Here is a 22,781-nt window from a genome sequence, read left to right as displayed (position 1 = left end):
GAGCCGCCTCTGGGGACGACCTTGCAAGGGCAGCGATTGGCGGGACGGTACAGGCGGCGATTGCTGTCACGACGGGCGTTGGAGGTCGCCGCTCAGCCCCGATGGGTCAGTGGCCGCGGCGGCCTCGATAGCGAGTGCGACCGCCCTCCGGTAGCCGGCGCCGCCCTCGCCCGCGACGCGCGCAACCGCCAACGGCTCCACCACCGAGAAGTGCCGCCACGGCTCGCGCTCGCGGGGCTCGGACAGGTGCAGCTCCACGATCGGACCGTCGAACGCCGCCAGCGCATCGTGCAGCGACCAGCCGTAGTGGGTCAGCGCACCTGGGTTCACCACGATGGCCTCGACACGGCCGATGCCTGAGTGCACGGCATCGACGAGATCCCCCTCGTGGTTGCTCTGGCGATGCTCGAGATCCCAGCCGCACTCGGTGGCCGCACCACGGGCAGCCTGGACGTGGTCGAGCAGCGTCTCGGTGCCGTAGATCTCGGGTTCGCGCGTTCCCAGCAGGTTCAGGTTGGGTCCCGACAGCAGCAGCACGACGTGGCGGGGCATCTGTTCCGGCTCCTGGCTACATCTGGTCGAGCGCGCGGCGCAGCACACCGGGATCGACACCGGGCACGACTTCGAGTCCGTCCGGCCCGTCGAGCACGAACGTGATGCCGTCGGTGGCCTTCTTGTCGCGGCCGAACAGATCGATGATCTCGTCGACGTCGACGCCTGCGGGCAGCTTGTCGTCCAGCCCGTAGGCCGCCAGCACCCGTTCGTGGTCGGCGACTCGCTCATCGTCGATGCGCCCCAGCAGGCGGGCCACCAAGGCCGCATAGCGGAGCCCGATCGCCACCGCCTCGCCGTGGCGAAGATCGAAACGGCCCTCGATCTCGAGTGCGTGAGCCAGCGTGTGCCCGTAGTTCAGCAGGGTCCGGCGGCCGCCATCCGTCTCGTCAGCGGCCACCACCTCGGCCTTGATCGCCACGCAGGCTGCGACCTTCTCAACGAGCGAGAGCTCATCGAACTCGCAGCCGTCAAGCAGCTTGCGTCGCAGACTCTCACCGAGGAACTGCCAATGCTCCGGCGCTCGGTGCTCGGGCAGACGTCGCAGAAAGTCGATGTCGTCGGGCAACACCGGTGTTGCCCGGGCAGTCCCGATGAGCTCCGCTGCATCCGGCCGGGCGCCGATGAAGTGATACTTGGCCAGTTCTCCGTATCCCGCCCGCAGTTCTCGCTCCGGCAGCGTCTCCAGCACGGCGGTGTCGCACAGCACGGCCGCGGGCTGCCAGAACGCTCCCGCCAGATTCTTGCCCTCCGGCAGATTCACACCGGTCTTCCCGCCGACGGCGGCGTCAATCTGGCCGAGCATCGTGGTGGCCACATGCATGACGGCCACGCCCCGGTGGTAGACGGCGGCCGCAAAGCCGGCGACATCGGTGACCACGCCTCCGCCGACACCAATGACGACATCGTTCCGGGTGAGGCCGAATCGGGAGAATCTGCTGCAGAGCTCTCCGATGGTGGACAGCTCCTTTGCGTGTTCGCCGTCAGGTATCTCGAAGGTCTCCGAAGGAATGCCTGGGTCGACGTCGACACCGATGCCGGCTTGGGTGACGATTGCCGCGCGACGTGCGCCGCGGGGTACGAGCAGCGCCGCGTCATGGCGCGCCTCGTCGCCCACCAGCACGGGATACGAGCGCTCCCCCAAGGGAACCGTCACAAGGACAAGTTCCGGCATCGCCGGCGAGGGTACCGACGCGCCTGCGCGCTCAGTCCTGCCGACGCTGACCGTCCGTCAGCCACCAGCGCGTCGGACGCCGGCGAAGGACCGAACACGAAACGCCGGCCGGTGCTGACAGTTCTGGCATTGCTAGCTTTTTGGCCGATGAACCCCCCCCCCCCCCGCGGGAATGCGCCTTCGCGGGCTGCTGAACGCACGCATCGAACCGCCGAGGGTCCCGCGGGAAGGCGCCTTCGGGTCCGTCGGGCGTGCGCAGCGTGTCCTCGGGCTGACAGCCGGCTGGCCGACCCGCACCGTCGTCGCCGTTTCGTTGGCAGTGACGGCTGCGGTGGCGTTGTCGGCGTCCTCCGCGTCGGGCCAAGCCGTCGCCGAGGCGCCGACGATCACCAGCGCGGTGTCGTTGACGGTGGACGAGGGAACCACCGCTGTTGCGACGTTCGCTGCGACTGACGGCGACACCGACCCGGCCGATCTGGTCTGGTCGCTAGCGGGCGGCGCGGATGTCGGCGAGTTCTCGTTGGACGCTGCCTCGGGCGAGCTGAGGTTCGCTGCTGCGAAGGATTTCGAGTCGCCTGACGACGCCGACGGCGACGGCGTCTATGCGGTGAGGGTGCAGGTCAGCGACGGCGACAACGACGTCGCCGCAGACGTGTCAGTCACCGTGGCGAACGTGATCGAGCTCGAAGCGGTCGAGGGGCCCGCCTCGGTGACTTTCGAGGAGAACAGCCACTCGCGGGTTGCCTCGTTCACGGCGTCATCGGAAGAGGACCGCGACGGAATCGCCTGGACTCTGGGAGGCGCCGACGCGGACCATTTCAGGATCGACGAGCCGCCGGGCGTGCTGCGGTTCGATCTTGACGCGGTGTCGCCGTCGATCTGGTCCAAGCCACCCGACTTCGAGGCACCGGTGGACAACGGCGGCGACAACACCTACACAGTGACCCTCACACCCGCCGCGGGCACCGACGTCGCCGCCGCTGCGTTCACCGTGACGGTGACGGTGGCCGATGCCGACGAACCCGGCACCGTCACGCTGTCCTCGAAACGGCCCCATACCGGGACCGCGCTCACCGCGGCGCTGTCGGATCCCGACGGCGTGACCGCCGACACCGAATCGTGGGTGTGGGAGCGCAGCACCGGCTACAAGCAGTGGGCTGAGATCTCCGGAGCGGACTCGGCCGACTACACCCCCACCGCGGCCGACGCCGGCAGCTTCCTGCGCGTCACCGTCACCTACACCGACAGCAGCACCGGCAACGCGCAAGCGCAAGCCCAAGCCGTCGCACCCGAAGTCGTCGCAGCGGATCGGCTCAGCGCGCTGACAATCAGCACGAACGACTCTGTCGCGTCGTCCGGAAGCGACGACTGGAGGCTGATGAGACCGGCCTTCGAGGCAGCCACGCTGCACTACTCGATCGGCTGCGACAGCGCCGACACCATGACGCTGACGATGCGTCCAGCGAACGGGTCGAGCCGGATCTCGGTGGACGGCGTCCAGTACGCCAACCCCGGCGCAACCGGCACGCTCACCGCCGCAGTGCCCGTGAGCGGCAACAGCACCGTCCGCGTCTCACTGGCCGACGCCCAAGGCGCGCAGACCCAGTACACGGTGCACTGCCTCGACGACGACTTCCCCGAGATCAACGTCGAGCAGCCCCTCGGAGACACGGGTCTGCTCGACGAACTGATCTTGCTGACGACCACCCAGCGCTTGGCAGCGGTGGACCACCACGGAGTCCCGCGCTTCTCGCGCTCCTACCAATTCGCGGACGGGGAAACAAGGGGCAGGGGAGGACGGTTCTTCCGCTTCTATCCCGACCAGCACAGCGGCCAGCCCCGGTACTCCATCATCTCGAGCGGATTGACGCACATCCTCGACGAAGACCTCGACGAGATCGCGGTGGCACGGACGGTAGCGCCGCTGACCCGCCAGGACGCGCACGACTTCCGGCTGCTCCCTGACGGCAGCTACATGCTGATGGCTTACCAGGACGCTGAGCGGGACATGTCGCATCTGACCTTCAACGCCAATAACGGCGAACCCTACGGTTCCGACGTGTACGTGGAGGACTCGGCCATCCAGATCGTCACCCCGGACGGGCGGGGAGTGTTCAACTGGAACTCGTGGGACCACATCCCGCTGGAGGACTGCACGCAGCACTTCTTCATACCCTCCAACGGCGACTGGGCCCACCTCAACACCATCCAGTGGATCGACGGCCGCATCATCGCCTCGATACGGGGCTGCTCGAGGGTGCTGGCCATCGACGCGACGACCGGCGACGTGGTGTGGAGGATCGGGCCCACCAATCTGAGCGACACCGAGTGGGAGGCACGCGATGTCGGGCCGGCGCCGCTGGACGTCATCGGCGACCCCGAGAAACAGTTCTGCGGCCAGCACGGGTCGTCGCTGCGGCCCAGCGGCAACCTGATCCTGTACGACAACGGCGTGCAGTGCACCAGGAACCCGTGGACCCGTCAGAATCTGCTTCGCGAGAACAACGTCTACAGCCGCGGCCTGGAGTACGCGCTGGACCTCGACAGCGGCGAGGCGATCTTCGTGCGGGACCACTCGCTGTTCGGCGCCAAGAGCGAGCTCGGCTACCGAAACGGCCACATCGAGGAGTTGAGCAACGGCCATTGGCTGATCGCCTGGGGAGGGGCGCGTCCCCGCAACCCGCCCAAGCCGTCACCGGCCAAGAGCGTGACCCAGGCCGACCCCGACACCGGCCAGGAATGGCTCCACTTCGACGGCGACGGCGAGATCACCCGCGCCACCGTCATGCGGCCTGAGGCGCTGGCGCGCAGCGCTGCGTCGCTGACGGCGGAGTTCCCCGACAGCGCCCGCACATCGGTGCTGCATTCCGGTGCCGGCGATGCCCCAGAGGTGGTCGTGGCGTTCAACCGGCCCGTGGCCGATTTCGCGGCCTCGACGCCGTCGGTAAGCGTGCAGGGCGCCACTGTCACGAGCGTGGCGCCGCATCTGGTGGCGGGCGAACCAGCGAACGCGTATCTGATCGCGCTGGCGCCTACGGGTGCGGGTCCGATCTCCGTCCGGCTCGTCGCAGGCGAGGCGTGCGACAGCGGCGGGATCTGCACTGCTGACGGCTCGGTGCTGGAGACGGTCCCTTCGCCGCTGGTGATCGGTCCGCCGATCGAGGTGTCGTTCGGCGCGGCCGTCTACAGCGTGAGCGAGGGGGCCGTGTTGGAGCTGCCGGTGGTGCTCGACAGCGCACATACCCGGCTGCGGGATGTCGAGATTCCGGTTGTCGTGTCGGGCGGGTCGGCGTCCGGTGATGAGTACACGGTCAGGTCGGTGGTGAGCTTCGCAGCGGGCGAGACCCGCAAGCCGGCGACCATCGATGCTGCCGACGATGACCTGGTGGAGGGTCCTGAGACCGTCGAGTTGAGCCTGGGGACATTGCCGGTCGGGTTCTCGGAGGGAACGAGGAGCACTGCGACGATCACGATCGCCGACGCCGACTCGGCGGCAATGAGGGCGGGGTTCGCCTCCAGCGAGGTGTCCGAGGGAGGCGAGGTCGACCTGACGGCGAGGATCACGAACGGCGTCACCTTCGCAGCAGACCAGACCGTCAATCTCGCGTTGTCGGGAACGGCCACAGCAGGCGACGACTACCTGCTGTTGGACTCGGCCAACGCGACGCTGTCGGCACCGCATCAGGTGACGCTGGCCGCGGGAGCAAGTTCGGTCACGCTCACGCTGCGGGCACTGGACGACTCCGACACGGAACTGGCCGAGACGGTATCGCTGAGCGCCACGCTGGCCTCCACGGGTGCGCTCATCGGCTCGGACACCGTCACGATCGGGCCCAGCGACCTGACCGCGCCCGAGGTGTCAATCGCTGCGGGTGGGGCTGTGGCCGAGGGCGCCGACGCGCAGTTCACCTTGTCGCGCACCGAGACTGCGGGCATCCCGCTCAGCGAGCCGCTCACGGTGAGGGTCAGCGTGACGGCGACAGCAGGTGTCGGCCTTGGCGCTGCGCCGTCGGCGGTGACCTTCGACGCCGGTGCCGGCACGGCGGAACTGCGGGCAGCGACCGAGAATGACGCGGTGGTGGAGCACGCTGGTGCGGTGACCGTACTGGTGCTGGCCGCCGTCGGGAACCCGCCGCCCTATGTGGTGGGGTCATCCAACCGGGCACAGGTCGAGGTGCGCGACGACGACACGGTGTCGTTCAGTGTCACGGCTGAGGCGTCCGCGGTCGCTGAGGGCGGCACGGCTGCGGTGACGGTCCGCACCGGCGGCGTCACGTTCGCGCAGCCCCAGACCCTCGAAGTCGAATTGTCGGGCACTGCCACCGCTGCTGACGATTTCGTGCTGCTCGACGCAGGCGATCTGGAGCTTCCTGCGCCCTATGATCTGACCCTCGCTGCGGGTGCCTCGTCGGTTGAGCTGAGGGTCTCAGCCGTCGATGACGGTATGGACGACGACGGCGAGGCCGTGACGGTGACAGTGCGCCATGAGGGGGCGGCAATCGGCTCAGCGACGATCATCGTGAACGACATCAACGAGGCACCGACACTGGAAGGTCGCCCGGCATTGCGCTACGCGGAGAACGACACCGCTGTCGCGGGTGCGTTCACAGCCACCGATCCGGAAGGCGATCTCGTCACATGGGACCTCTCAGGCCCCGACCAGGCGCTGTTCACCATTGCGGGCGGCGAGCTGTCGTTCGGGTCGCCGCCCGACTTCGAGGCGCCCGCCGACGCCGACGGGGACAATGTCTATGGCCTCGTGGTGGAAGCCTCCGCGGTCGGCGGCACCGTCCGCCGCGACGTGACCGTGACCGTGACCGACGTCGACGAGTCCGCGACAATAACCATCGACTCCGGCTCGCTGACGGTGCCCTACGTTGAAGACGCCACCGCGGCGGTGGCGTCGTTCAGCGCCGAGGATCCTGAGAGCGCACCCATCAGGTGGTCGCTCGGCGGCGACGACGGCGAGGTCTTCGAGATCAGCAACCGCGGCGTGCTGCGTTTCCTGCGGCCGCCCGACTATGAGCGGCCCGTCGACGACGGAGGCGACAACGAGTATCTGGTGCAGGTGCTGGCCCGGGCCGGCGCCAGCGACCCCGTGACCCTTGGCATCGCCGTCGACGTCATCAACAGCGACGAGCCCGCCGTAGTGCGATTGTCGTCGCCGCAGCCCCAGGTCGGCGCCGCGATGACCGCTGTGCTCGATGATCCCGACGGCGCGGTGACGTTGTCGTGGACATGGCAGCGATCGCTCAACGGCGGTCCGTGGGCCGATGTCGGCACCGCATCCGGCTACACACCGCAGCCCGCCGATGAGGGTTACGACCTGCGAGCCCAAGCCTCCTACGTGGACAGCTTCGACGGCAGCACCGACAACGCCGCGGCGCAGGCCCCACACGCCACCCGCCCCGCGCCGAGTTCCAACAGCGCACCCGATTTCGGGACGGGATTGCTGCGGCGCACAGTCGACGAGGGCGCAGATGCGGGCGCGTCCGTCGGTGCCGCGGTCGCCGCCGTCGACCACGACGTCGGCGACCGCGCCAAGCTGTCCTACACGCTCTCAGGCGCTGACGCGGAACTGTTCGGCATCGACCGCACCACGGGCCAGATCCGGGTCGGGTCGGGCACAGTGCTCGACTTTGAGACCGCGCCGACGGCCTACTCCGTCACCGTCACCGCCGCGGACCCTTCAGGTACCAGCGGTGCCGTGCCGGTGACCATCGAGCTGAACGACATCAACGAGGCGCCGGTCGCGACGCACGACAGCGCGGCGACTGTGGAGGACACCTCGGTGGGCGTCGCGGTACTCGCCAACGACGCCGATCCCGAGGATGACTCGTTGAGTGTGCGGTTGGGCGACGCTCCGCTGCACGGCAGCGCCACGGTGCTGTCCGACAACACAATCCTCTACACGCCGCGCCGTGACTTCAACGGCCGCGACATCTTCACCTATCTCGCCTCCGACGGGCGCTTGGCACGCGAAGCAGTCGTGATCGTCACCGTCGCCCCGGTCAACGACCAGCCCAAGTTCCCGACGCGCTCGGTGACGCGGTCAGCCCCCGACGGGGCTCCGCCCGGAACGCTGGTGGGTCCACCTGTGGAGGCCACCGACGCAGACGGCGAGCCGCTCAGCTACGAGCTGTTCGAAGAGGACGCGCCGTTCTTTGACATCGATCCCGACACCGGCCAGATCAGAGTCGGCGCTGACACTGTCATCGACCGATCGGCCAAGTCCAGCTACCGGCTCAGAGTCGAAGCCACCGATCCCAACGACGCCAGAGTCAGCACCGCAGTCATCGTCACTGCCGGCACCACGAGCGGCAGCTTCAGGGCAAGCTCAAGCAGCGGCGGTTCTGACGGCGGCGGTTCTGGCAGCGGCGGTTCTGGCAGCGGCGGTGGCGATCTTGATGCAGGCGTTGCGGTGCTGGTGGCGGCCAATGGGCGGAGCGCGGCCGATGTAGGAGTCGCATCGGTGCTGGCGGCCCGCACCCCAGGCGCGGTGGTGGTCTACACCGGCGGCGGCGCGCTGCCGGACCCAACGCGCGAGCTGATCGGCGATGCGCTGCCAGCGGAAGTGATCATCATCGGCGGCACCGCCGCGGTGTCTCACGAAGTGCGAGGACATATCCGCGCCGTGTCGCCTGGCAGCGACGTTGTGCGCGTCACCGGCGCCGACCGCATCGACACCGCCGCCAATACAGCGCGTCACGCCCTCGGTCCGCCCTCGGGGGCAGGGCCGGTGACGATGGTGGTGGCCAACGGCTGGTCCCCACCCGACATCGGCGTCGCCGCAGCGCTCGCGGCGCGCACGCCGCGCTCCGCGGTGCTCTATGTCGGCGCCGACGAGTTGGGCGCGGCGTCCTTGTCGCTGCTGCGCGACTACGAAGTGACACGAGTGGTCATCGTCGGCGGCACCACCGCGGTCAGCGCCGCCGTGGAAGCCCGAATCGGCGCCGCAGCAGCAGGGGCGAGCGTGTCGCGGCTCGCGGGAACCGACCGTGTCGACACTGCCTCATTGGCCGCGCGGCGGGTGCTGGGCGGCCCCGCCGACGCTGCCGCCGGCATCACCTTGGTCATCGCCAGCGGCTGGTCCCCACCCGACATCGGCGTCGCCGCAGCGCTCGCGGCCAAGACTCCCAACGCAGCCGTCGCCTACTCCCCCACCAGCACGCTCCCGGCAGCCACCGCCGCACTCATCGCCGACTACCGACTTGAGCGCATCATCATCATCGGCGGCAGAGCCGCCATCACCGACAGCGTCCGCGACGCCATCGCCGCCGCAGCACCCGACACAGTCATACGCCGCATCAGCGGCGCCACCCGCGAGCACACCGCCGCCGCAGCCGCCCGGTCCATTCTCCGCGGCAACTAGTGCCGTGTCCACCGACGTTCGCTCGCTGCAGAAGCACGGCTTGTGGGTGCGGATGCTGACCGGGCAGATCACCCAGGCCGGCGCAGCCGCGGAGGCGGGTGTGGATCGGTCGGTGATCTCTGGTTTGCGTGGTGCGGCACGCGACGGCGCGATCGCGGCGTTGAACGCGAAGCCGGCCAAGAACCCCGTCAGCACCGTCGTCAGCGGCGACGAGGCCCGGCGACTGCGCCGGCGACGAGGCCCGGCCTGACGTCTTCGGCGGCAAGCCGATCGTCCGTGACCTGCGCATCTCGGTGGAGGTGTCGATGTCGTTCCAGGACTTGATCGATGGCACAGTTCCCGGCGCGGGGAAGTTGAATGCGTCCTTGATCCACCGAATGCACTGCGTGACGAAGTTCTCGTGGATGGCCAGCGCGTACGGAATCGTGACGGTGGCGAGATGCGGGCCGGCGGCACCCAGCACCTCGGCCGCCGCATCGGGGCGCAGGTTGAAGCGAGCTATGTGCGGCACGGCGGGGAAAATCTCGGGCAGCAGCCGGTCCGAACCAGCCGTCAGTTGCAAGGTGTGGGAGGCCAGCGCCGAACCGGCCAGGAACGAGACCATCGCATTGTTGGCGCTCTGCCGCGCCGTGGTGTATTGCCGGTGTATGGGGAAGTGCACTGTTGGGGCCATCGGCACTCCTGGAGCAGCGCAGGACGCGACGTCGAGAGGCTAGAACTCAGCGCCAAAATGGACGGGCGATTTTCGTGCATACCGCATCCCTGACTTCGACGTCAGGAGCGTTCTGCTCGCTCGCAGGTCTGTGCCTTGGTGTTGTTTGCCGGGGCAGACTGGGCTGATGTGGCGCTCGTGGGCTCTGGTGTTGGGGGCTGGGGCGGGGACGCGGTTTGGGGGTGCGGCGGGTGGTCACACCAAGGTGATGGCGAATGTCGCTGGGCGGCCGATGATTGCCTGGGGCCTTGAGGCGGCCCGGGCGGCGTGTGATGGCGTGACGCTGGTGGTGGCGCCGTCCATGGTCGATCGGTTCGGCGCAGGGGTGGATGTCGTCGTGGCGGGGGGGGGGACTCGGTCGGGGTCGGTGCGGGCTGGATTGGGGACTGTTCCTGAAGATGTGGACATGGTGGTGTGCCACGACGCTGCACGGCCGGGGGCGTCGGTGGAACTGTTCGATGCGGTGATTGCTGCTGTTCGGGGTGGGGCGGACGGAGCAGTGCCGGTGCTGCCGGTGAGCGACACGCTGAAGCGGGTGCCGGAGTGGGGCGACTCGGGGGGAATTGTGGCGGCGACGGTGGATCGTTCGAGGCTCTACGGGGTGCAGACCCCGCAGGCATTCCGGCGGGAAGTGCTGGTGGCGGCGCACCGCGGGGATCCTGAGGCCACCGACGATGCGGCGCTGGTGGAAGCTGCGGGCGGCACGGTGATGGCGATCCCGGGCGAGGCGGCGGCGCACAAGGTCACCAAGCCCGACGATCTGGTGATCGTGGAGGCCTTGCTGGGTGGTCGCGCTGCGGGCAGCGGGCAGCGGGCAGCGGGCTCTAGCGTCAACTGGCGTGAGTGCTGCTGACAGCGAGCTTGGGCCCGCGATGCGGGTGGGGCACGGCTATGACGCACATCCGTTCGCCGTTGGCACCGATGCGGGTGAGCGGACGTTGGTGCTGGGCGGGATCCAGTTCCCTGATGAGCAGCCACTGGCGGGGCACAGCGACGCCGACGTGGTCGCCCACGCCGTCATCGACGCGATGTTGAGCGCCGCCGGGCTGGGCGACATCGGCACGCACTTTCCTGACGGCGACGAGCGCTGGCGGGACGCCAGCAGCATCGAGATGCTGAGACAGGTTGCCAGCCGCCTCGGCGACGCCGGCTGGCAGCTCGCCAACGCCGACTGCACGGTCATCTGCGACCGGCCGATGATCGCGCCGCATCGAGACGAGATGGGTGAACGGCTCAGTGCGGCCGCCGGGGGACCGGTCACGGTCTGCGGCAAGCGCACCGAAGGCCTTGGCGGCAGCAATGGCATCGTGGCGCACGCCGTGGCGCTGGTGACAAGCGGATCCGACGGCGAGCAGCTATCGGCGCGAATGGCCGGCGAAGTGCAATGAGTGCGGGTCGGGGCAAGCAGCGCGGCGCCTCCCCGGGGCGCAGCAGGCGGGGTGGTGCTCCGCCGCGCGTCACGCGGGGCACCCGGAATTCGGGCCGTGGGGGCGGATCGCAGCAGCGGCGAGCCGGCTCAGCAAACCAATCCGGACCAGGTCGTCGATCTGACCGCAACGCACAAGCGGCCGACCGGCGTGACGAGGCGCGGCCGCGAGGCCTTGGCGGCGATCACGTGGAAGGCCGTCAGGCCGTGCGCGAGCTGCTGCGAGCGGGCAAGCGCAAGGTGCACGAGGTGTTGATCTCTGAGGACGCGCACTCGGCGGCCACGCTGGCCGAGATCGTCGACCTGGCCGGCGACCGTCGGGTGCCGGTGCGTGAGGTGACCCGCCGCAAGCTGGACGACGCAGCGCTCACCGCAGCGCCGCAGGGCGTGATCGCCAAGGCGACCGCCATCCAACCTGTGCCGCTGGAAGAGCTGGCGAGACCGGCTGGGAATTCGCTGCCGCTGGTCGTGGCCACCGACGGTGTCACCGATCCGGGCAATCTCGGCGCCATTCTCCGCACGGCCGAGGTCGCCGGCGCCACCGGGTTAGTGCTCACCAGCCATCGGTCGGCGAACCTCACGCCGGCAGCGGTGAAGGCAGCTGCAGGTGCCATCGAGTACTTGCCGATCGCCCTGGTCGGTGGACTGCCCGCTGCGCTCGCCAAGCTCCGCGATGCAGGCCTGTGGGCCATCGGCCTGGACGGCCACGCCCCCGACGGACTCGAGTCGCTGCGGGTCGCCGACGAGCCGCTGGTGCTGGTGGTGGGCGCGGAGGGGCGCGGGCTGTCCACCCTGGTGGAGCGTCGATGCGACCAGGTCGTCTCCATCCCGGTGCTGGGACGCATCGAGTCCCTCAACGTCGCAGCCGCTGCGGCCGTTGCCCTGTTCGACATCGCTCGGGCTCGAGCCGCCAATCCCGCCTGATTCGCCGGTGCTCAGCCACCAAGGCTCCTCGGGGCTGAATCTCTCCGTCGCGGCACCAGTTGTTGCCCGCTCTTGTTCGCTTCGCTCACGGGCCGCTCGGGCCACGGCTTCGCCTTTCGGCCCAGCCTCATACGCTGGAGTCGTTGCCCGAGTAGCTCAACGGCCAGAGCACCGCTCTTGTAAAGCGGGGGTTGTGGGTTCGATTCCCACCTCGGGCTCAGCCGTGCTGGTTTCGGCAGACGTCGCCCGCCAGGGCGGGTTCGTCTGTGGGGCAATGCCCCGCAGCGATGGCTCAGAGCGTGATCACCAGATTGCCGAAGTGCTCCTTGCGCACGAAGGCTTCTTGGGCCTCGCGGATGCGCTCGAGGGGGAATGTGCCGCCGAGCACCGGGCGGATCTCGCCGCGCTCGATGTAGCCGACCAGATCGGCGAACAGCCCCGGTCCGTAGATCGTCGCGCCGTACAGCTCCAGGTCGTTGAGGTACAGCGTGCGCAGATCCAGCTCCGCCATCGGACCGGCGATGGCCCCCGAGGTGACATAGCGCCCGCGGCCTGCGAGCGCATCAAGCCACAGCCCCACAGCGTCGCCGCCGACCACGTCAGCGACCGCGTCGAACGGTCCGCCGTTGGCCTCGACCGCCGCAGCCGCATCGTGCTCGGGGTGCAGCCGCGGCACCACCACGTCGGCGCCGAGTTCGAGCACGTGCACCGCCTTGGAGGCGCCGGCGACGGCCACCACCCGCGCGCCTCGCCGCTTGGCGAGCTGCACCAGCGCCGAGCCCACGCCGCCGCTCGCGCCGGGCACCGCAATGCTCTCGCCGCCAGTGAGGCCGATTCGCTGCAGCATGTGCTCAGCCGTCGACGAGGCGCAGGCGAACGTCGCCAGCTCGGCATCAGAGAGCGCAGCGTCGATGGGGTAGACGTTGTCTGCCGGAACCGCGACGTACTCAGCGAAGCCGCCGTTCGCTTCGCTGCCGAGATAACGCGCCTTGCTCCGGTCAGCGGGGTCAGCAGGGTCCTTCAGCCACGGCTCCACGATGACGCGCCGGCCCACGAGGCCCGCGTCGGCCGCCTCCCCGGCGGCAACCACCCGCCCGGCGACATCGGCGCCCTGGATGCGGGGGAACTCCACGCCCCGGCCGCCCCAAGTGGAATCTGCAGCATCGGCGTCCGCGTATCCCGCGCCCGAGGTCGCCTCCGTCACCGACTTGCTGTACCAAGCCACACGCGTGTTGATGTCGGTGTTGTTGATGCCGCACGCCGCCACCTTGATGAGCACCTCGTCGGGACCCGGCACCGGCACCGGCACGTCGTCGCGCACCTCGATCATCTCGGGACCTCCGTGGCCCACCAGCAGCGCTGCCCGCATCGTCGCCGGGGTGCTCATTGGCGCAGCCGTGCCGACGTGGGGTCGTGGATCGGCTCGCTGAGCACCCGCGCTGGACGGTGCTCGCCGAGGACGCGCACCGTCAAGGGAGCGCCCGGTTCGGCGTCGGCCGGGTTCAGGTAGGCGAAGGCCAGACCCTGGCCCACCCAGAAGCCGTACGCACCCGTGGTCACCAGCCCGACCGGGCGGCCATCCCGGCAGACCGCATCACTGCCGCCGACCTCGGCCACGTCGGTGTCGACCGCTAGGTACGCCAGCTTCCAGCGCCACGGCCGCTCACCGCTGCCGGCGGCCGCACGGCGCGCCAGCAGCGCGTCGCGCCCGACGAAGTCGCCCTTGTCGGGCTTCACGAAACGCCCCAGGCCGGCCTCGTCGGGGGTGACGTCATGGGTCAGATCGCGGCTGATCATGTACCGCTTCTCCATCCGCAGTCCCTCGGTGGCGTGGTTCCCGACGTTCGCCATGCCGTAGGGCTCGCCCGCCTCGCTCAAGGCCCCATACAGATCAGCGATGCGATCGAGCGGCACGTGCAGCTCCCAGCCCAGCTCACCCGTGAATCCCACACGCAGCGCCCGCACGCCCGGAATGCCGGCCACGGTGATCGTCTGGCACGACAGCCAGCGGAAGGCGTCGTTGCCCAGATCGGCATCGGTGCACGCACTCAGCACGTCGCGCGACCGGGGTCCCGCCAGCGTCAGCACGCCGTAATCGCCCGAGCGGGTGACCAGCCGCGCGTCGGCGCCCGCCGGCCAGTGCGTCTCGAAGAACTCCCGCTCCTTCAGCTCGAACACTGCGGCCGACACCAGGTAGAAGTGCTCGGGCCCGAGCCGGGAGACGGTCAGCTCGCCTTCGATCCGCCCGGTCGGGGTCAGCGTGTAGGTCAGCGAGATGCGGCCGTGCGCCGGCAGCCGGTTCGTGGTCAGCCGGTCCAGAACCGATGCAGCATCCGGCCCGATGAGGTCGAACTTGGCGAACGCCGTCGAGTCGATGATCCCGACCCGCTCCCGCACGGCAGCGGCCTCGGCCGCGGCCACCTCGAACCAGTCGGTGCGGCGGAACGAGACCACGTCGCGCTGGGGCAGCCCTGCCGCCGGGGGAAACCACTTGGGCCGCTCCCAGCCGTACACTTGAGTGAAGACTGCGCCCGCGTCCGACAGCGTCGGCAGCATCGGCGAGGGACGGTAGGGCCGAGCCTCGGGGCGTTCAAGGCCGGGCAGCGGTGTCTGGTGGCGGAACTCGTAGTCCTCGGTGCCCTTGATGCGCCCGTAGGCGGCCATGTCGCCCGGCTCGATGTAGCCGAAGCGCCGGGCGTCGTAGGCCCGCAGGCTCAGGTCGGTCTCGCCGTGCACCATCCAGCGGGCCAGTTCCCGCCCCAGGCCGGGACCGTCGGCCAGGCCCACCTGTACACCGGCGAACTGCCAGAAGCTCGGCACGCCCGACGGACCGATGAGCGGGTCGCCGTCGGGGGTGTGCGCGATCGCCCCGCGGATGACCCTGCGGATGCCATGGTCGGCCAGGATCGGCACCCGCTCGAGTGCCCGCTCCAGCCACAGCCCGACCCGGTCGTAGTCGGCGTCGAACAGCGGGTTCTCCAAGTCCCAGCCGGGTCCGTCCGCCCAGACGGACTCGGCATTGCGCTGCTCGTAGATGCCGATGAGCCCGGCGTCCTGTTCCTGGCGGATGTAGCCCGAGACGTAGTCGTCGCGCACCACCGGCAATTCGGCGTCGAGTTCGGCGAACTCCGGCACCGGCGTGGTCACGAAGTACGAGTGCAGCGCGTTGGCCATCGGCACCGCCAGCCCGACCATCTGCGCCACCCGGTGGGCGTAGCAGCCGGCGGCGTTCACGACGTGTTCGGCGTGCACCGTGCCGGCTTCGGTGACGACGTCGAACGTGCCGTCGGCTCGCCGGCCGATCTCGATGACGCGGTTGCGGCGGCTCAACTGGGCGCCCTTCTGCCGAGCGACAGCCACCAGTGCATTGGTGGCACCGGTGGGGTCGACATGACCGTCGTTGGGCGTCCACACCGCGCCCTGCGCCTCGGAAGTGTCGAAGAAGGGATGCCGCTCGGCGATGAACTCAGGACCCACCCAATCCATCTCGTTGCCGACGTAGGCGGCGAGGCCGAGCTGCGCCCGCAGCCAGTCCACCTCCTCGTCGTGGTAGGCGATCCGAAAGCTGCCGCTGCGGTGCCAAGTGGTCTCCACACCCGACTCGGCCGGGAGGCTGTCGTACAGCTCGCAGGCGTAGCGCCGCATGGCCGCCAGCGTGTAACCCGAGACCGAATGGGTGACCTGGCCGGCGGCGTGCCAAGTGGAACCCGACGTCAGCTCGCCCTTCTCGATGAGCAGCGTGTCACTCCAGCCTTCGTGAGCCAAGTGGTACAGCAGGCTGGCGCCGCAGATGCCGCCCCCGATGATCGCAACGCGCGTCGCCTCGGGCAGGCTCATGCGCCCTCACATTGGTCACGATGCGGGTCAGGAGGCTGAGCCGATAGGCGAAGCCGTGGCCCGAGCGGCCCGTGAGCGAAGCGAACAAGAGCGGGAAACAACTTCCTCAACACTTCAATGGCTGACCTGTTTACGCGGTCGCGCAGAATGCGGCAGAATACCGCCCAGTGGCGGCTGACCATACACAGGTGCCCAGAGCGGTTCACGCGGCGTTGCGGCATCCGGAGTACTACGTGCCCGGCCTTGCTGCCGACGAGGTGGCACAGCGCTACGGGTTGCGCCTCGACGACATCATCAAGCTCGGCTCGGCAGAGAATCCCTACGGTCCGTCACCGGCCGCGCAGGCTGCTGTGGCGGATGCGGTCGGCCGGATGCAGATCTACCCGTCGTGGACCGCCGAGCCGCTGCGCGAGCGGCTGGCCGAGACCTACGGCTACGAGCCGGGCAACTACCTCTGCGGCGCCGGCGAGACCGAGATCATCTCGGTGCTCATCCGCGCCTACGCAGCGCAGGGCGAGCCGGTGCTGATGCCGGCGCCGTGCTTCCCGATGTACCACCTGTTCGCCGAGGCCGAGGGCCGGGTCGCTGACCTGCGCTGCGAGGCGACCGATCCCCAGACGATGGCGGTGGACATCGACGCCTACATCGCGGCGGTCCGTCCCGAGCACAAGATCGTCTTCGTCACCAACCCTCACTCGCCATCGGGTACGTGGACAGCGGAAGGAGACCTGCGGCGCGTGATCGAGGCCGCCTCGCACTGCCTCGTGGTGCTCGACGAGGCCTACGTGCACTACTCGGGCGACCCCGGCGGCATCGGGCTGGTGGCCGAGTACCCGAATCTCGTCGTGCTGCGCACGTTCTCGAAGGTGCACGGCCTGGCAGGACTCCGGCTGGGGTTCGGCGTGGCCCAATCCGAGGTCATCGACGCGCTGCTGGCCGCGAAGCCCACCTGGAACGTCGGTCAGCTGCAGATTGCCGGGGGCGTGGCGGCACTGGGCGACCACGAGTTCGTGCAGCGCACCGTCGAGGTCATCTGCGACGCACGCGCCTACGCGCAGGAACTGTTCGACACCAAGCTCGACCGGTTCCGCTGCGTAGAGGGCTCACGGTCGAACTTCTTTCTCATCGAGCTGCTGGATCGGGAGCTGGACTCGTCGGGCGTGTGGCAATCGCTGCTCGAACGGGGGGTGATCACCAAGGACGGCGCCGTGTCATTTCGAGGTCTCGGCCACAGATTCCTGCGAGCCGACGTCGGCTTCCGCGAACGCATGGACCGTCTGGTCGCCGCTCTAGGGGATATCCCATGAGGTTGTTGGCGGCGCACCAGCAGGTGTCATTGGACGCGACTGCGCTCGTGGCCGCACTGGGAGACCTTCCGTGAGCCAGGCGCTCGCTGCCCGCTGCTACACCGACCAAGCGATCTTCGATGCTGAGCTGGACGCGGTGTTCGCTCGATCTTGGGTGATGGTCGGCCATGAGTCCCAAGTGGCGGCCCATGGCCAGGTGCTGACCGCCGCGGTCGGTGACGAATCGGTGTTCGTGGTGAACAACGGCGGCCAACTCGGCGCGTTCTACAACGTGTGCCAGCACCGGGGCCACGAGCTGTTCCCCCCGCAGCAGCCCGGCGGAGATGAGCTCGTCGTGCCAGGGCTCGTGACGTGCCCGTACCACGCGTGGGTGTACGCGCTCGACGGCAGACTGGTCAGTGCCCGCAGCCGCGACGTCGGCGAGATCTGCCTGCCGCCGGTGCGTCTCGAGCGCCTCGGCGGGTTCGTGTTCGTGAACCTCGACCAGAATGCGCCTGCGTTGGCGCAGGTGGCGCCCGGGGTGGAATCGGAGCTGCTGTCGAACGCGCCCGCGGCGCCTGAGCGGGTGCTGAGCTGGCGCAACACCCATGTCATGGCGGCTAACTGGAAGGTCGTCGTCGAGAACTACAACGAGTGCTACCACTGCCCGAACGTGCACCGCTCGTTCACCACCGGTGTGGTGGACCCGGCCAGCTACCGCATCTCCTGCGAGAGCGAGGTGATCCGCCACTTCGCGAAAGGCGCCCCAGCCGACCGGTCCGGCTACACCCGCCTCGACGACGGCGCCGACTATGTCGCCTACTTCGTCTGGCCTGCCTCGGCGATCCAGGTGTATCCCGGCCAGGTTGTCAACACGTTCCGCTGGGTGCCGCTCGAGGTCGACCGGACGCTGCTGGTGCGGGAGTTCTGGCTGGATACCGCCGAGCCCTCCGATGTGCAACGCGAGGTCATCGACTTGGACTGGCAGACGACGGCTACCGAGGACTTCGGCTTGGTGGAATCGACCCAGCGAGGACTCCGCAGCCGCGGGTATCGCCCCGGACCGCTCATCTGCGAGTCCTCCGGTGTCGGCACCGTGCACAGCGAGGACTCAGTGGCGCACTTGGGTTCCCTGGCGCGGGCAGCACTGGAGTCTCGGCACGCCTGAGCGCACCGCTTCTGGTTCGATGGGGCTGATGGCGGCCGACGGCGCGACGAATCCGACTGCCGCGCTGGCGGAGTTCCTCGCTGAGGTGGGCGGCTCGGTGCCCGAACGCCTGACGGACATCGCCCAGAACTGCGTCGCCGACACGCTCGGCTGCATGATCTACGGCGCAGTGCTGCCGTGGACTCGCACCGCGGCGGCGTACGCCCGCCAGACCGGTGGGTCTGGCAGCTCGCCGATTGTCGGAGGCGGCCGCACCACGGCACCTATGGCCGCTTTCGCGAACGGCGCGGCGGCGCATGCATTCGAGCTGGACGACGTCCACGAGGAATCGATCTCTCATCCCGGCGCGGTGGTGATTCCTGCAGTGCTGGCGCTGGCCGAGGAACTGGGTGCGGGGGGCAGCGATGCGCTGGACGCCATCGTCGTGGGCTATGAGGCCATGGGCCGTGCCGGAATCGCAGTCGGACCCGCCGCCCACATGCTCGCAGGCTTCCATCCCACCTCGATGTGCGGTGTCTTCGGGTCGGCGGCGGCCGCGGCTCGCTTGCTGGGCCTGGACGCCGGCCGGCTGCGTCACGCGCTGGGGATCGCCGCCACGCTGGCGTCGGGGACTATGGAGTTCGCATCCTCCGGCGGCCAGACCAAGCGCCTCCATGCGGGTCGTGCCGCCGAGGGCGGCGTGATGGCAGCACGGCTGGCCGCCGCCGGCTTCGAAGGGCCGGAGGACGGGCTGACCGGCGCCTACGGCTTCTGCCGGGTGTTCGGCGACGAGCCCAGCGTCGAGTTGCTGACCGATGGCCTCGGGCGCCGCTGGATGCTGGACGAGATCACCGTCAAGCCCTGGGCGGCGTGCAGCGACATCCACCCGCTGATCCAAGCCACCTTGGAGCTGCGCGACGCCCACAGACTCCGACCCGACATGATCCAGCGCATCGAAGCGACGGCCTCCACGAAGGCAGCCGTCCACAACAGCGGGGACGGCATGGCGTCGGTGATGGCCGCGCAGTACTCCGGTCCGTGGAACATCGCGGCGGCGCTGGTGGCGGACCCCGCAGACCCCGCCACCTACAGCGCCGATCGGATCGCCGATGCTGCGCTCGTCGAGCTGCAGTCGAGGGTTGTCGGCATCGCTGCTGACGCACGCTGGGATGCCACCTATGCGCACAAGATGGGCGGCTCGGTGCGCATCACCTTGCGAGACGGCAGCGTGCTGGAGCGCTCGGTGTGCGGCCAGAAGGGTTCGATGCACGACCCCTTGAGTGCCGACGACATCGAAGCCAAGCTCGCCATGCTCGTCGGCTCGCACGAAGCGGCGCTGTGGGACTGGGTACGGGCATTGCCGAGTGTCCCGAGGCTGGCGCTGCCCTCTGTGGTCTGCGAGATTCCTCCATGAGCGCACCGCGGATCGTCGTCGGCAGCCTGAACACCGCCGTCGGAGCAGTTGGACAGCTTGGGAGGACAAGCTTGCTCAGGCAGCTCCGTAGAGCCGGTCTCCGGCGTCCCCGAGCCCGGGCACGATGTAGGCCTGCTCGTTGAGGCGGCTGTCGACGGCGGCCGTCACGATGCGGACGTCGGGGACGCTGCTGCGCAGGGCCTCGATTCCCTCGGGCGCCGCCAACGCGCACACCATCGTGACTCGGCCCACGCCCGACGCCGCCAAGACGCGGATGACCTCCGCAGCCGAACCGCCGGTCGCCAGCATCGGGTCGAGCACCAGCACGGGCCGGTCCTCCAGCACGCTCGGCAGCGATTCGAGGTAGCACTCGTGGCTGACCCCGTCGGGAGTCTCGATCCTGCGCATCCCGATGAATCCGACCGGGGCGGCGGGCAGGAGCCGCAGCGCTGCATCCAGCATTCCCAGCCCGGCTCGCAGGACAGGCACGATCGCCGGCATCGGGTCGAGCCGTGAGCCTTCGGCGGACCCCAACGGCGTCTCCACCGGCGCGGGAGCGGACACGGCGTCGATCAAGGCTTCAGCCACCAGCAGGAACGTCAGCGAGTCGAGCCGTTGGCGGAACTCCTCGACGTCGGTGTTCTTGTCACGCAGCCGAGTGAGGAGCGCTGCAGCTACCGGATGGTCGACGCGTTTGACTCTCATTGGCTGATGTTTATCGGGCTGATGTTCATGCGGCTGATGTTCATCGGGCTGATGTTCATGCGGCTGATGTTCATCGGGCTGATGTTCATGCGGCTGATGTTCATCGGGCTGATGTTCATGCGGCTGATGTTCATGCGCTCGCTCGTGTGGGCAGGTCTTCGCTGGGTGTTGGGTTCCGCGCGCAGACTGATGAGGACGCGCGCCGGGGTACACCTTCGCGATGCGACACCCATTGTTCCCCGCCTTTGTCCGCTTCGCTCGCGGGCCGCTCGGGTCCGGGAGGCCGCTCGGGTCCGGGATTCAGCCTCTGGGCGCTCAGGGGTACACCCGCCGACGCCTCATTGGCCCTACGCTCACAGCATTGCCATTGCCGCCGTCCAGCGGTTCTCGTCACATTTCAACCAACTTGTCGCGGATGCCCGCACGGTCGTGCGTAGCTGGCCCGCACACCTTCGGGAGGTCGCCCGATGAACAGCCAAGCCGGCGAATCCAACAGCGGCGCAGCTGTGCGCGGACTGCTGCTGGTGCTGGTGGCCGTCGTCGTGGGCGTGCTGCTGCTGCGCTCGGTGGACGATCCTGACGAGATTGTCACGACTGACCCGGTGTCCTCCGTCGGTCCCGGATCCACACTGCCCGCGGTGGCGCAGCCCCCACCGACGACCGGCGCTGGCGACCCAATCGGCGAAGTCCCCGCCAGCACGGTTGCCGTGAGCACCACGACGGCACAGGCGCCTGACACCACCTCTTCGGAGGCCGAGCCGTTCCAGCCCCGGCCGGCTGCGGAGATCTCGGTGCAGGTGGCCAACTCCACGACGGTGCGCGGGGCCGCAGGACGGCTCACCGACCGCTTCAAGACCCTGAGCTACATCACCAAGTCGCCGACCAACTACTTGGGCACCCCGCTGGAGCGCACACGCATCTATTACCAGCCGGGTTCGCTGCTCGAAGCACGGGCGATCGCCGGAGTGCTCGAGCTCGACGCCGACAACGATGTCTTCACGATGCTGACCGACACCTCGGCAGTGCAGGGCTTCGAGACGCCCGACGTCCTGGTGGCGCTGGGAACCGACTTGGCTGAGTAGCCCGCCTGCTGAGCAGAACCTATGCGGGTTGTGGCATGTCCGGACAAGTTCCGCGGCACCGCGTCGGCAGCGGAGGTCGCAGCCGCTATCGAGGCGGGGGTTCGCGTGCACGTCGGTGACGCCGCCGAGGTGATGTGCCTGCCGACGGCGGATGGCGGCGAGGGCACGCTCGAGGCGCTGGGCGGACCGAATCGCACCTCGCTGGTGACCGGTCCGCTGCGTGAGCGCATCGAGGCCGCTTGGCGCCTGGACGGCGAGGTGGCCATCGTGGAGATGGCCCGCGCCAGCGGGCTGCTGCTGGCCGGGGGCGCCGAAGGGAATGACCCGCTCGCCGCAACCACGGCAGGCACCGGGGAGCTCATCGCCGAGGCCGTCGCCGGCGGGGCTCGACGCGTGATCGTGGGTGTGGGCGGCTCGGCCACGACCGACGGCGGCTTGGGCGCACTGGACGCCATGGCGCCACTGGCCCGTCTCGCTGGTGTCTCGGTGGTGGTGGCCTGTGACGTGCGCACCGGGTTCTGCGACGCAGCGCGTATCTTCGGCCCGCAGAAGGGGGCGACGGGGCCGCAGGTCAAGCTGCTGGCCCGCCGTCTCGAGCGGCTCGTCGACCTGTACATCGAGCGTTACGGCGTCGACGTCAGCGAGATGGCCCGGGCGGGTGCCGCCGGGGGCCTCGCGGGCGGGCTGGCAGCCGGTCTGCGTGCCGAGCTGGCGGAGGGCTTCGAGGTGGTGGCAACCGAAGTCGGGCTGGCCGAGGCCATCGAAGAAGCCGACTTGGTCATCACTGGCGAAGGCCGTCTCGATGCAGGCTCGTTCGACGGCAAAGTCGTGGGAGGCGTGCTGGCGCTGGCCACCGAGGCGGGGGTGCCGGCTGGCGTCATCGCGGGCGCCCGCGAACCCGGCATCGACCTTGCCGCCGGGTTGCGGACGAGCGACCAAGCCCCCGTCAGCGACCTGGTCGTGCTGACAGAGCAATACGGAACAGAACGGTCGATGTCCGACACGCTGTCCGCCGTGAGCGAGGCCGCTGCTGGGTTGACCGCCGGCTTCTGCTCGGGTGGAGGAGTTGACGGTTAGCACTCTCCGCTCTAGAGTGCTAACCGCTGCAGGCAGTGCGGCAGCGATGTGACGCCCGTCCATCGTCGCCCAT

The 22,781-nt window shown here is 69.1% G+C and carries 16 protein-coding genes and 1 tRNA gene; 10 read left to right on the top strand and 7 right to left on the bottom strand.

What is annotated here, in order from left to right:
* Nucleotides 1–66: 66 nt before the first annotated feature.
* Nucleotides 67–552, bottom strand: coding sequence for a type II 3-dehydroquinate dehydratase (locus ACOGXQ_RS14960; RefSeq protein WP_419944418.1), 486 nt, complete (start codon nt 550–552; stop codon nt 67–69).
* 16 nt (nt 553–568) lie between these two features.
* The gene (locus ACOGXQ_RS14955; protein ID WP_419944417.1) at nt 569–1,726 is read right to left on the bottom strand and encodes a 3-dehydroquinate synthase family protein; all 1,158 of its coding nucleotides are present in this window, start codon (nt 1,724–1,726) and stop codon (nt 569–571) included.
* Nucleotides 1,727–1,898: 172 nt separating this feature from the next.
* Between ACOGXQ_RS14955 and ACOGXQ_RS14950 the strand changes: the two genes are divergently transcribed.
* Nucleotides 1,899–9,098, top strand: a complete 7,200-nt coding sequence (locus tag ACOGXQ_RS14950) for a cadherin domain-containing protein (protein WP_419944416.1) — start codon at nt 1,899–1,901, stop codon at nt 9,096–9,098.
* Here ACOGXQ_RS14950 and ACOGXQ_RS14945 read toward each other — a convergent pair.
* The gene (locus ACOGXQ_RS14945) at nt 9,034–9,771 is read right to left on the bottom strand and encodes a hypothetical protein (protein ID WP_419944415.1); all 738 of its coding nucleotides are present in this window, start codon (nt 9,769–9,771) and stop codon (nt 9,034–9,036) included. The two genes, ACOGXQ_RS14950 and ACOGXQ_RS14945, sit on opposite strands and share 65 nt — an antisense overlap.
* A 166-nt stretch (nt 9,772–9,937) precedes the next feature.
* Between ACOGXQ_RS14945 and ACOGXQ_RS14940 the strand changes: the two genes are divergently transcribed.
* The 4 genes from ACOGXQ_RS14940 (at nt 9,938) to ACOGXQ_RS14925 (ending at nt 12,378) form a co-directional block, all read left to right on the top strand.
* Complete coding sequence (locus ACOGXQ_RS14940) at nt 9,938–10,663, top strand: IspD/TarI family cytidylyltransferase (protein WP_419944414.1); 726 nt, start codon at nt 9,938–9,940, stop codon at nt 10,661–10,663.
* A complete protein-coding gene (gene ispF / locus ACOGXQ_RS14935) occupies nt 10,650–11,198 on the top strand; it encodes a 2-C-methyl-D-erythritol 2,4-cyclodiphosphate synthase (protein ID WP_419944413.1) in 549 nt (182 codons plus the stop codon). The genes ACOGXQ_RS14940 and ispF overlap by 14 nt, the downstream gene beginning before the upstream one ends.
* Nucleotides 11,199–11,425: 227 nt before the next feature.
* Nucleotides 11,426–12,160: a 23S rRNA (guanosine(2251)-2'-O)-methyltransferase RlmB gene (rlmB, locus tag ACOGXQ_RS14930; protein ID WP_419944412.1), complete on the top strand. Its 735-nt coding sequence runs from the start codon at nt 11,426–11,428 to the stop codon at nt 12,158–12,160.
* Nucleotides 12,161–12,305: 145 nt separating this feature from the next.
* Nucleotides 12,306–12,378 (top strand) — tRNA-Thr (locus ACOGXQ_RS14925).
* Between the two features lie 74 nt (nt 12,379–12,452).
* On the opposite strand, the gene ACOGXQ_RS14920 is transcribed toward ACOGXQ_RS14925, so the two are convergent.
* Both ACOGXQ_RS14920 and ACOGXQ_RS14915 read right to left on the bottom strand, forming a co-directional pair.
* A complete protein-coding gene (locus tag ACOGXQ_RS14920; RefSeq protein WP_419944411.1) occupies nt 12,453–13,547 on the bottom strand; it encodes an alcohol dehydrogenase family protein in 1,095 nt (364 codons plus the stop codon).
* Nucleotides 13,544–15,997: an FAD-dependent oxidoreductase gene (locus tag ACOGXQ_RS14915; protein ID WP_419944410.1), complete on the bottom strand. Its 2,454-nt coding sequence runs from the start codon at nt 15,995–15,997 to the stop codon at nt 13,544–13,546. Before ACOGXQ_RS14915 ends, ACOGXQ_RS14920 begins: the two co-directional genes overlap by 4 nt.
* A gap of 188 nt (nt 15,998–16,185) precedes the next feature.
* Here ACOGXQ_RS14915 and ACOGXQ_RS14910 point away from each other — a divergent pair, with 188 nt between their 5' ends.
* The 3 genes from ACOGXQ_RS14910 (at nt 16,186) to ACOGXQ_RS14900 (ending at nt 19,844) form a co-directional block, all read left to right on the top strand.
* On the top strand, nt 16,186–17,304 hold the full coding sequence (locus ACOGXQ_RS14910; RefSeq protein ID WP_419944409.1) for a pyridoxal phosphate-dependent aminotransferase: 1,119 nt from the start codon (nt 16,186–16,188) through the stop codon (nt 17,302–17,304).
* Between the two features lie 70 nt (nt 17,305–17,374).
* Nucleotides 17,375–18,451 (top strand): aromatic ring-hydroxylating oxygenase subunit alpha, encoded by a 1,077-nt coding sequence (locus tag ACOGXQ_RS14905; RefSeq protein WP_419944408.1) that lies wholly within the window; start codon nt 17,375–17,377, stop codon nt 18,449–18,451.
* A gap of 19 nt (nt 18,452–18,470) precedes the next feature.
* Nucleotides 18,471–19,844, top strand: a complete 1,374-nt coding sequence (locus tag ACOGXQ_RS14900) for an MmgE/PrpD family protein (protein ID WP_419944407.1) — start codon at nt 18,471–18,473, stop codon at nt 19,842–19,844.
* Between the two features lie 75 nt (nt 19,845–19,919).
* Here the strand turns inward: ACOGXQ_RS14900 and upp are convergent, their stop codons facing one another.
* Both upp and ACOGXQ_RS14890 read right to left on the bottom strand, forming a co-directional pair.
* The gene (gene upp / locus ACOGXQ_RS14895; RefSeq protein ID WP_419944406.1) at nt 19,920–20,549 is read right to left on the bottom strand and encodes a uracil phosphoribosyltransferase; all 630 of its coding nucleotides are present in this window, start codon (nt 20,547–20,549) and stop codon (nt 19,920–19,922) included.
* Nucleotides 20,546–20,683 carry a hypothetical protein gene (locus ACOGXQ_RS14890; protein ID WP_419944405.1) on the bottom strand — a complete coding sequence of 46 codons (138 nt, stop codon included), beginning with the start codon at nt 20,681–20,683 and terminating at the stop codon, nt 20,546–20,548. The genes upp and ACOGXQ_RS14890 overlap by 4 nt, the downstream gene beginning before the upstream one ends.
* Nucleotides 20,684–21,016: 333 nt before the next feature.
* Here ACOGXQ_RS14890 and ACOGXQ_RS14885 point away from each other — a divergent pair, with 333 nt between their 5' ends.
* Together ACOGXQ_RS14885 and ACOGXQ_RS14880 are read left to right on the top strand one after the other, a co-directional pair.
* Nucleotides 21,017–21,631 carry a LytR C-terminal domain-containing protein gene (locus ACOGXQ_RS14885; protein WP_419944404.1) on the top strand — a complete coding sequence of 205 codons (615 nt, stop codon included), beginning with the start codon at nt 21,017–21,019 and terminating at the stop codon, nt 21,629–21,631.
* Nucleotides 21,632–21,661: 30 nt separating this feature from the next.
* Nucleotides 21,662–22,708, top strand: a complete 1,047-nt coding sequence (locus ACOGXQ_RS14880; RefSeq protein WP_419944403.1) for a glycerate kinase — start codon at nt 21,662–21,664, stop codon at nt 22,706–22,708.
* Nucleotides 22,709–22,781: the final 73 nt, after the last annotated feature.

The sequence above is a fragment of the Candidatus Poriferisodalis sp. genome (assembly GCF_965208485.1).
Taxonomy (GTDB): Bacteria; Actinomycetota; Acidimicrobiia; order Acidimicrobiales; family Poriferisodalaceae; genus Poriferisodalis.
Note: the sequence above shows the minus strand (reverse complement) of the source record. Positions and strands in the feature narration are given on the sequence as shown.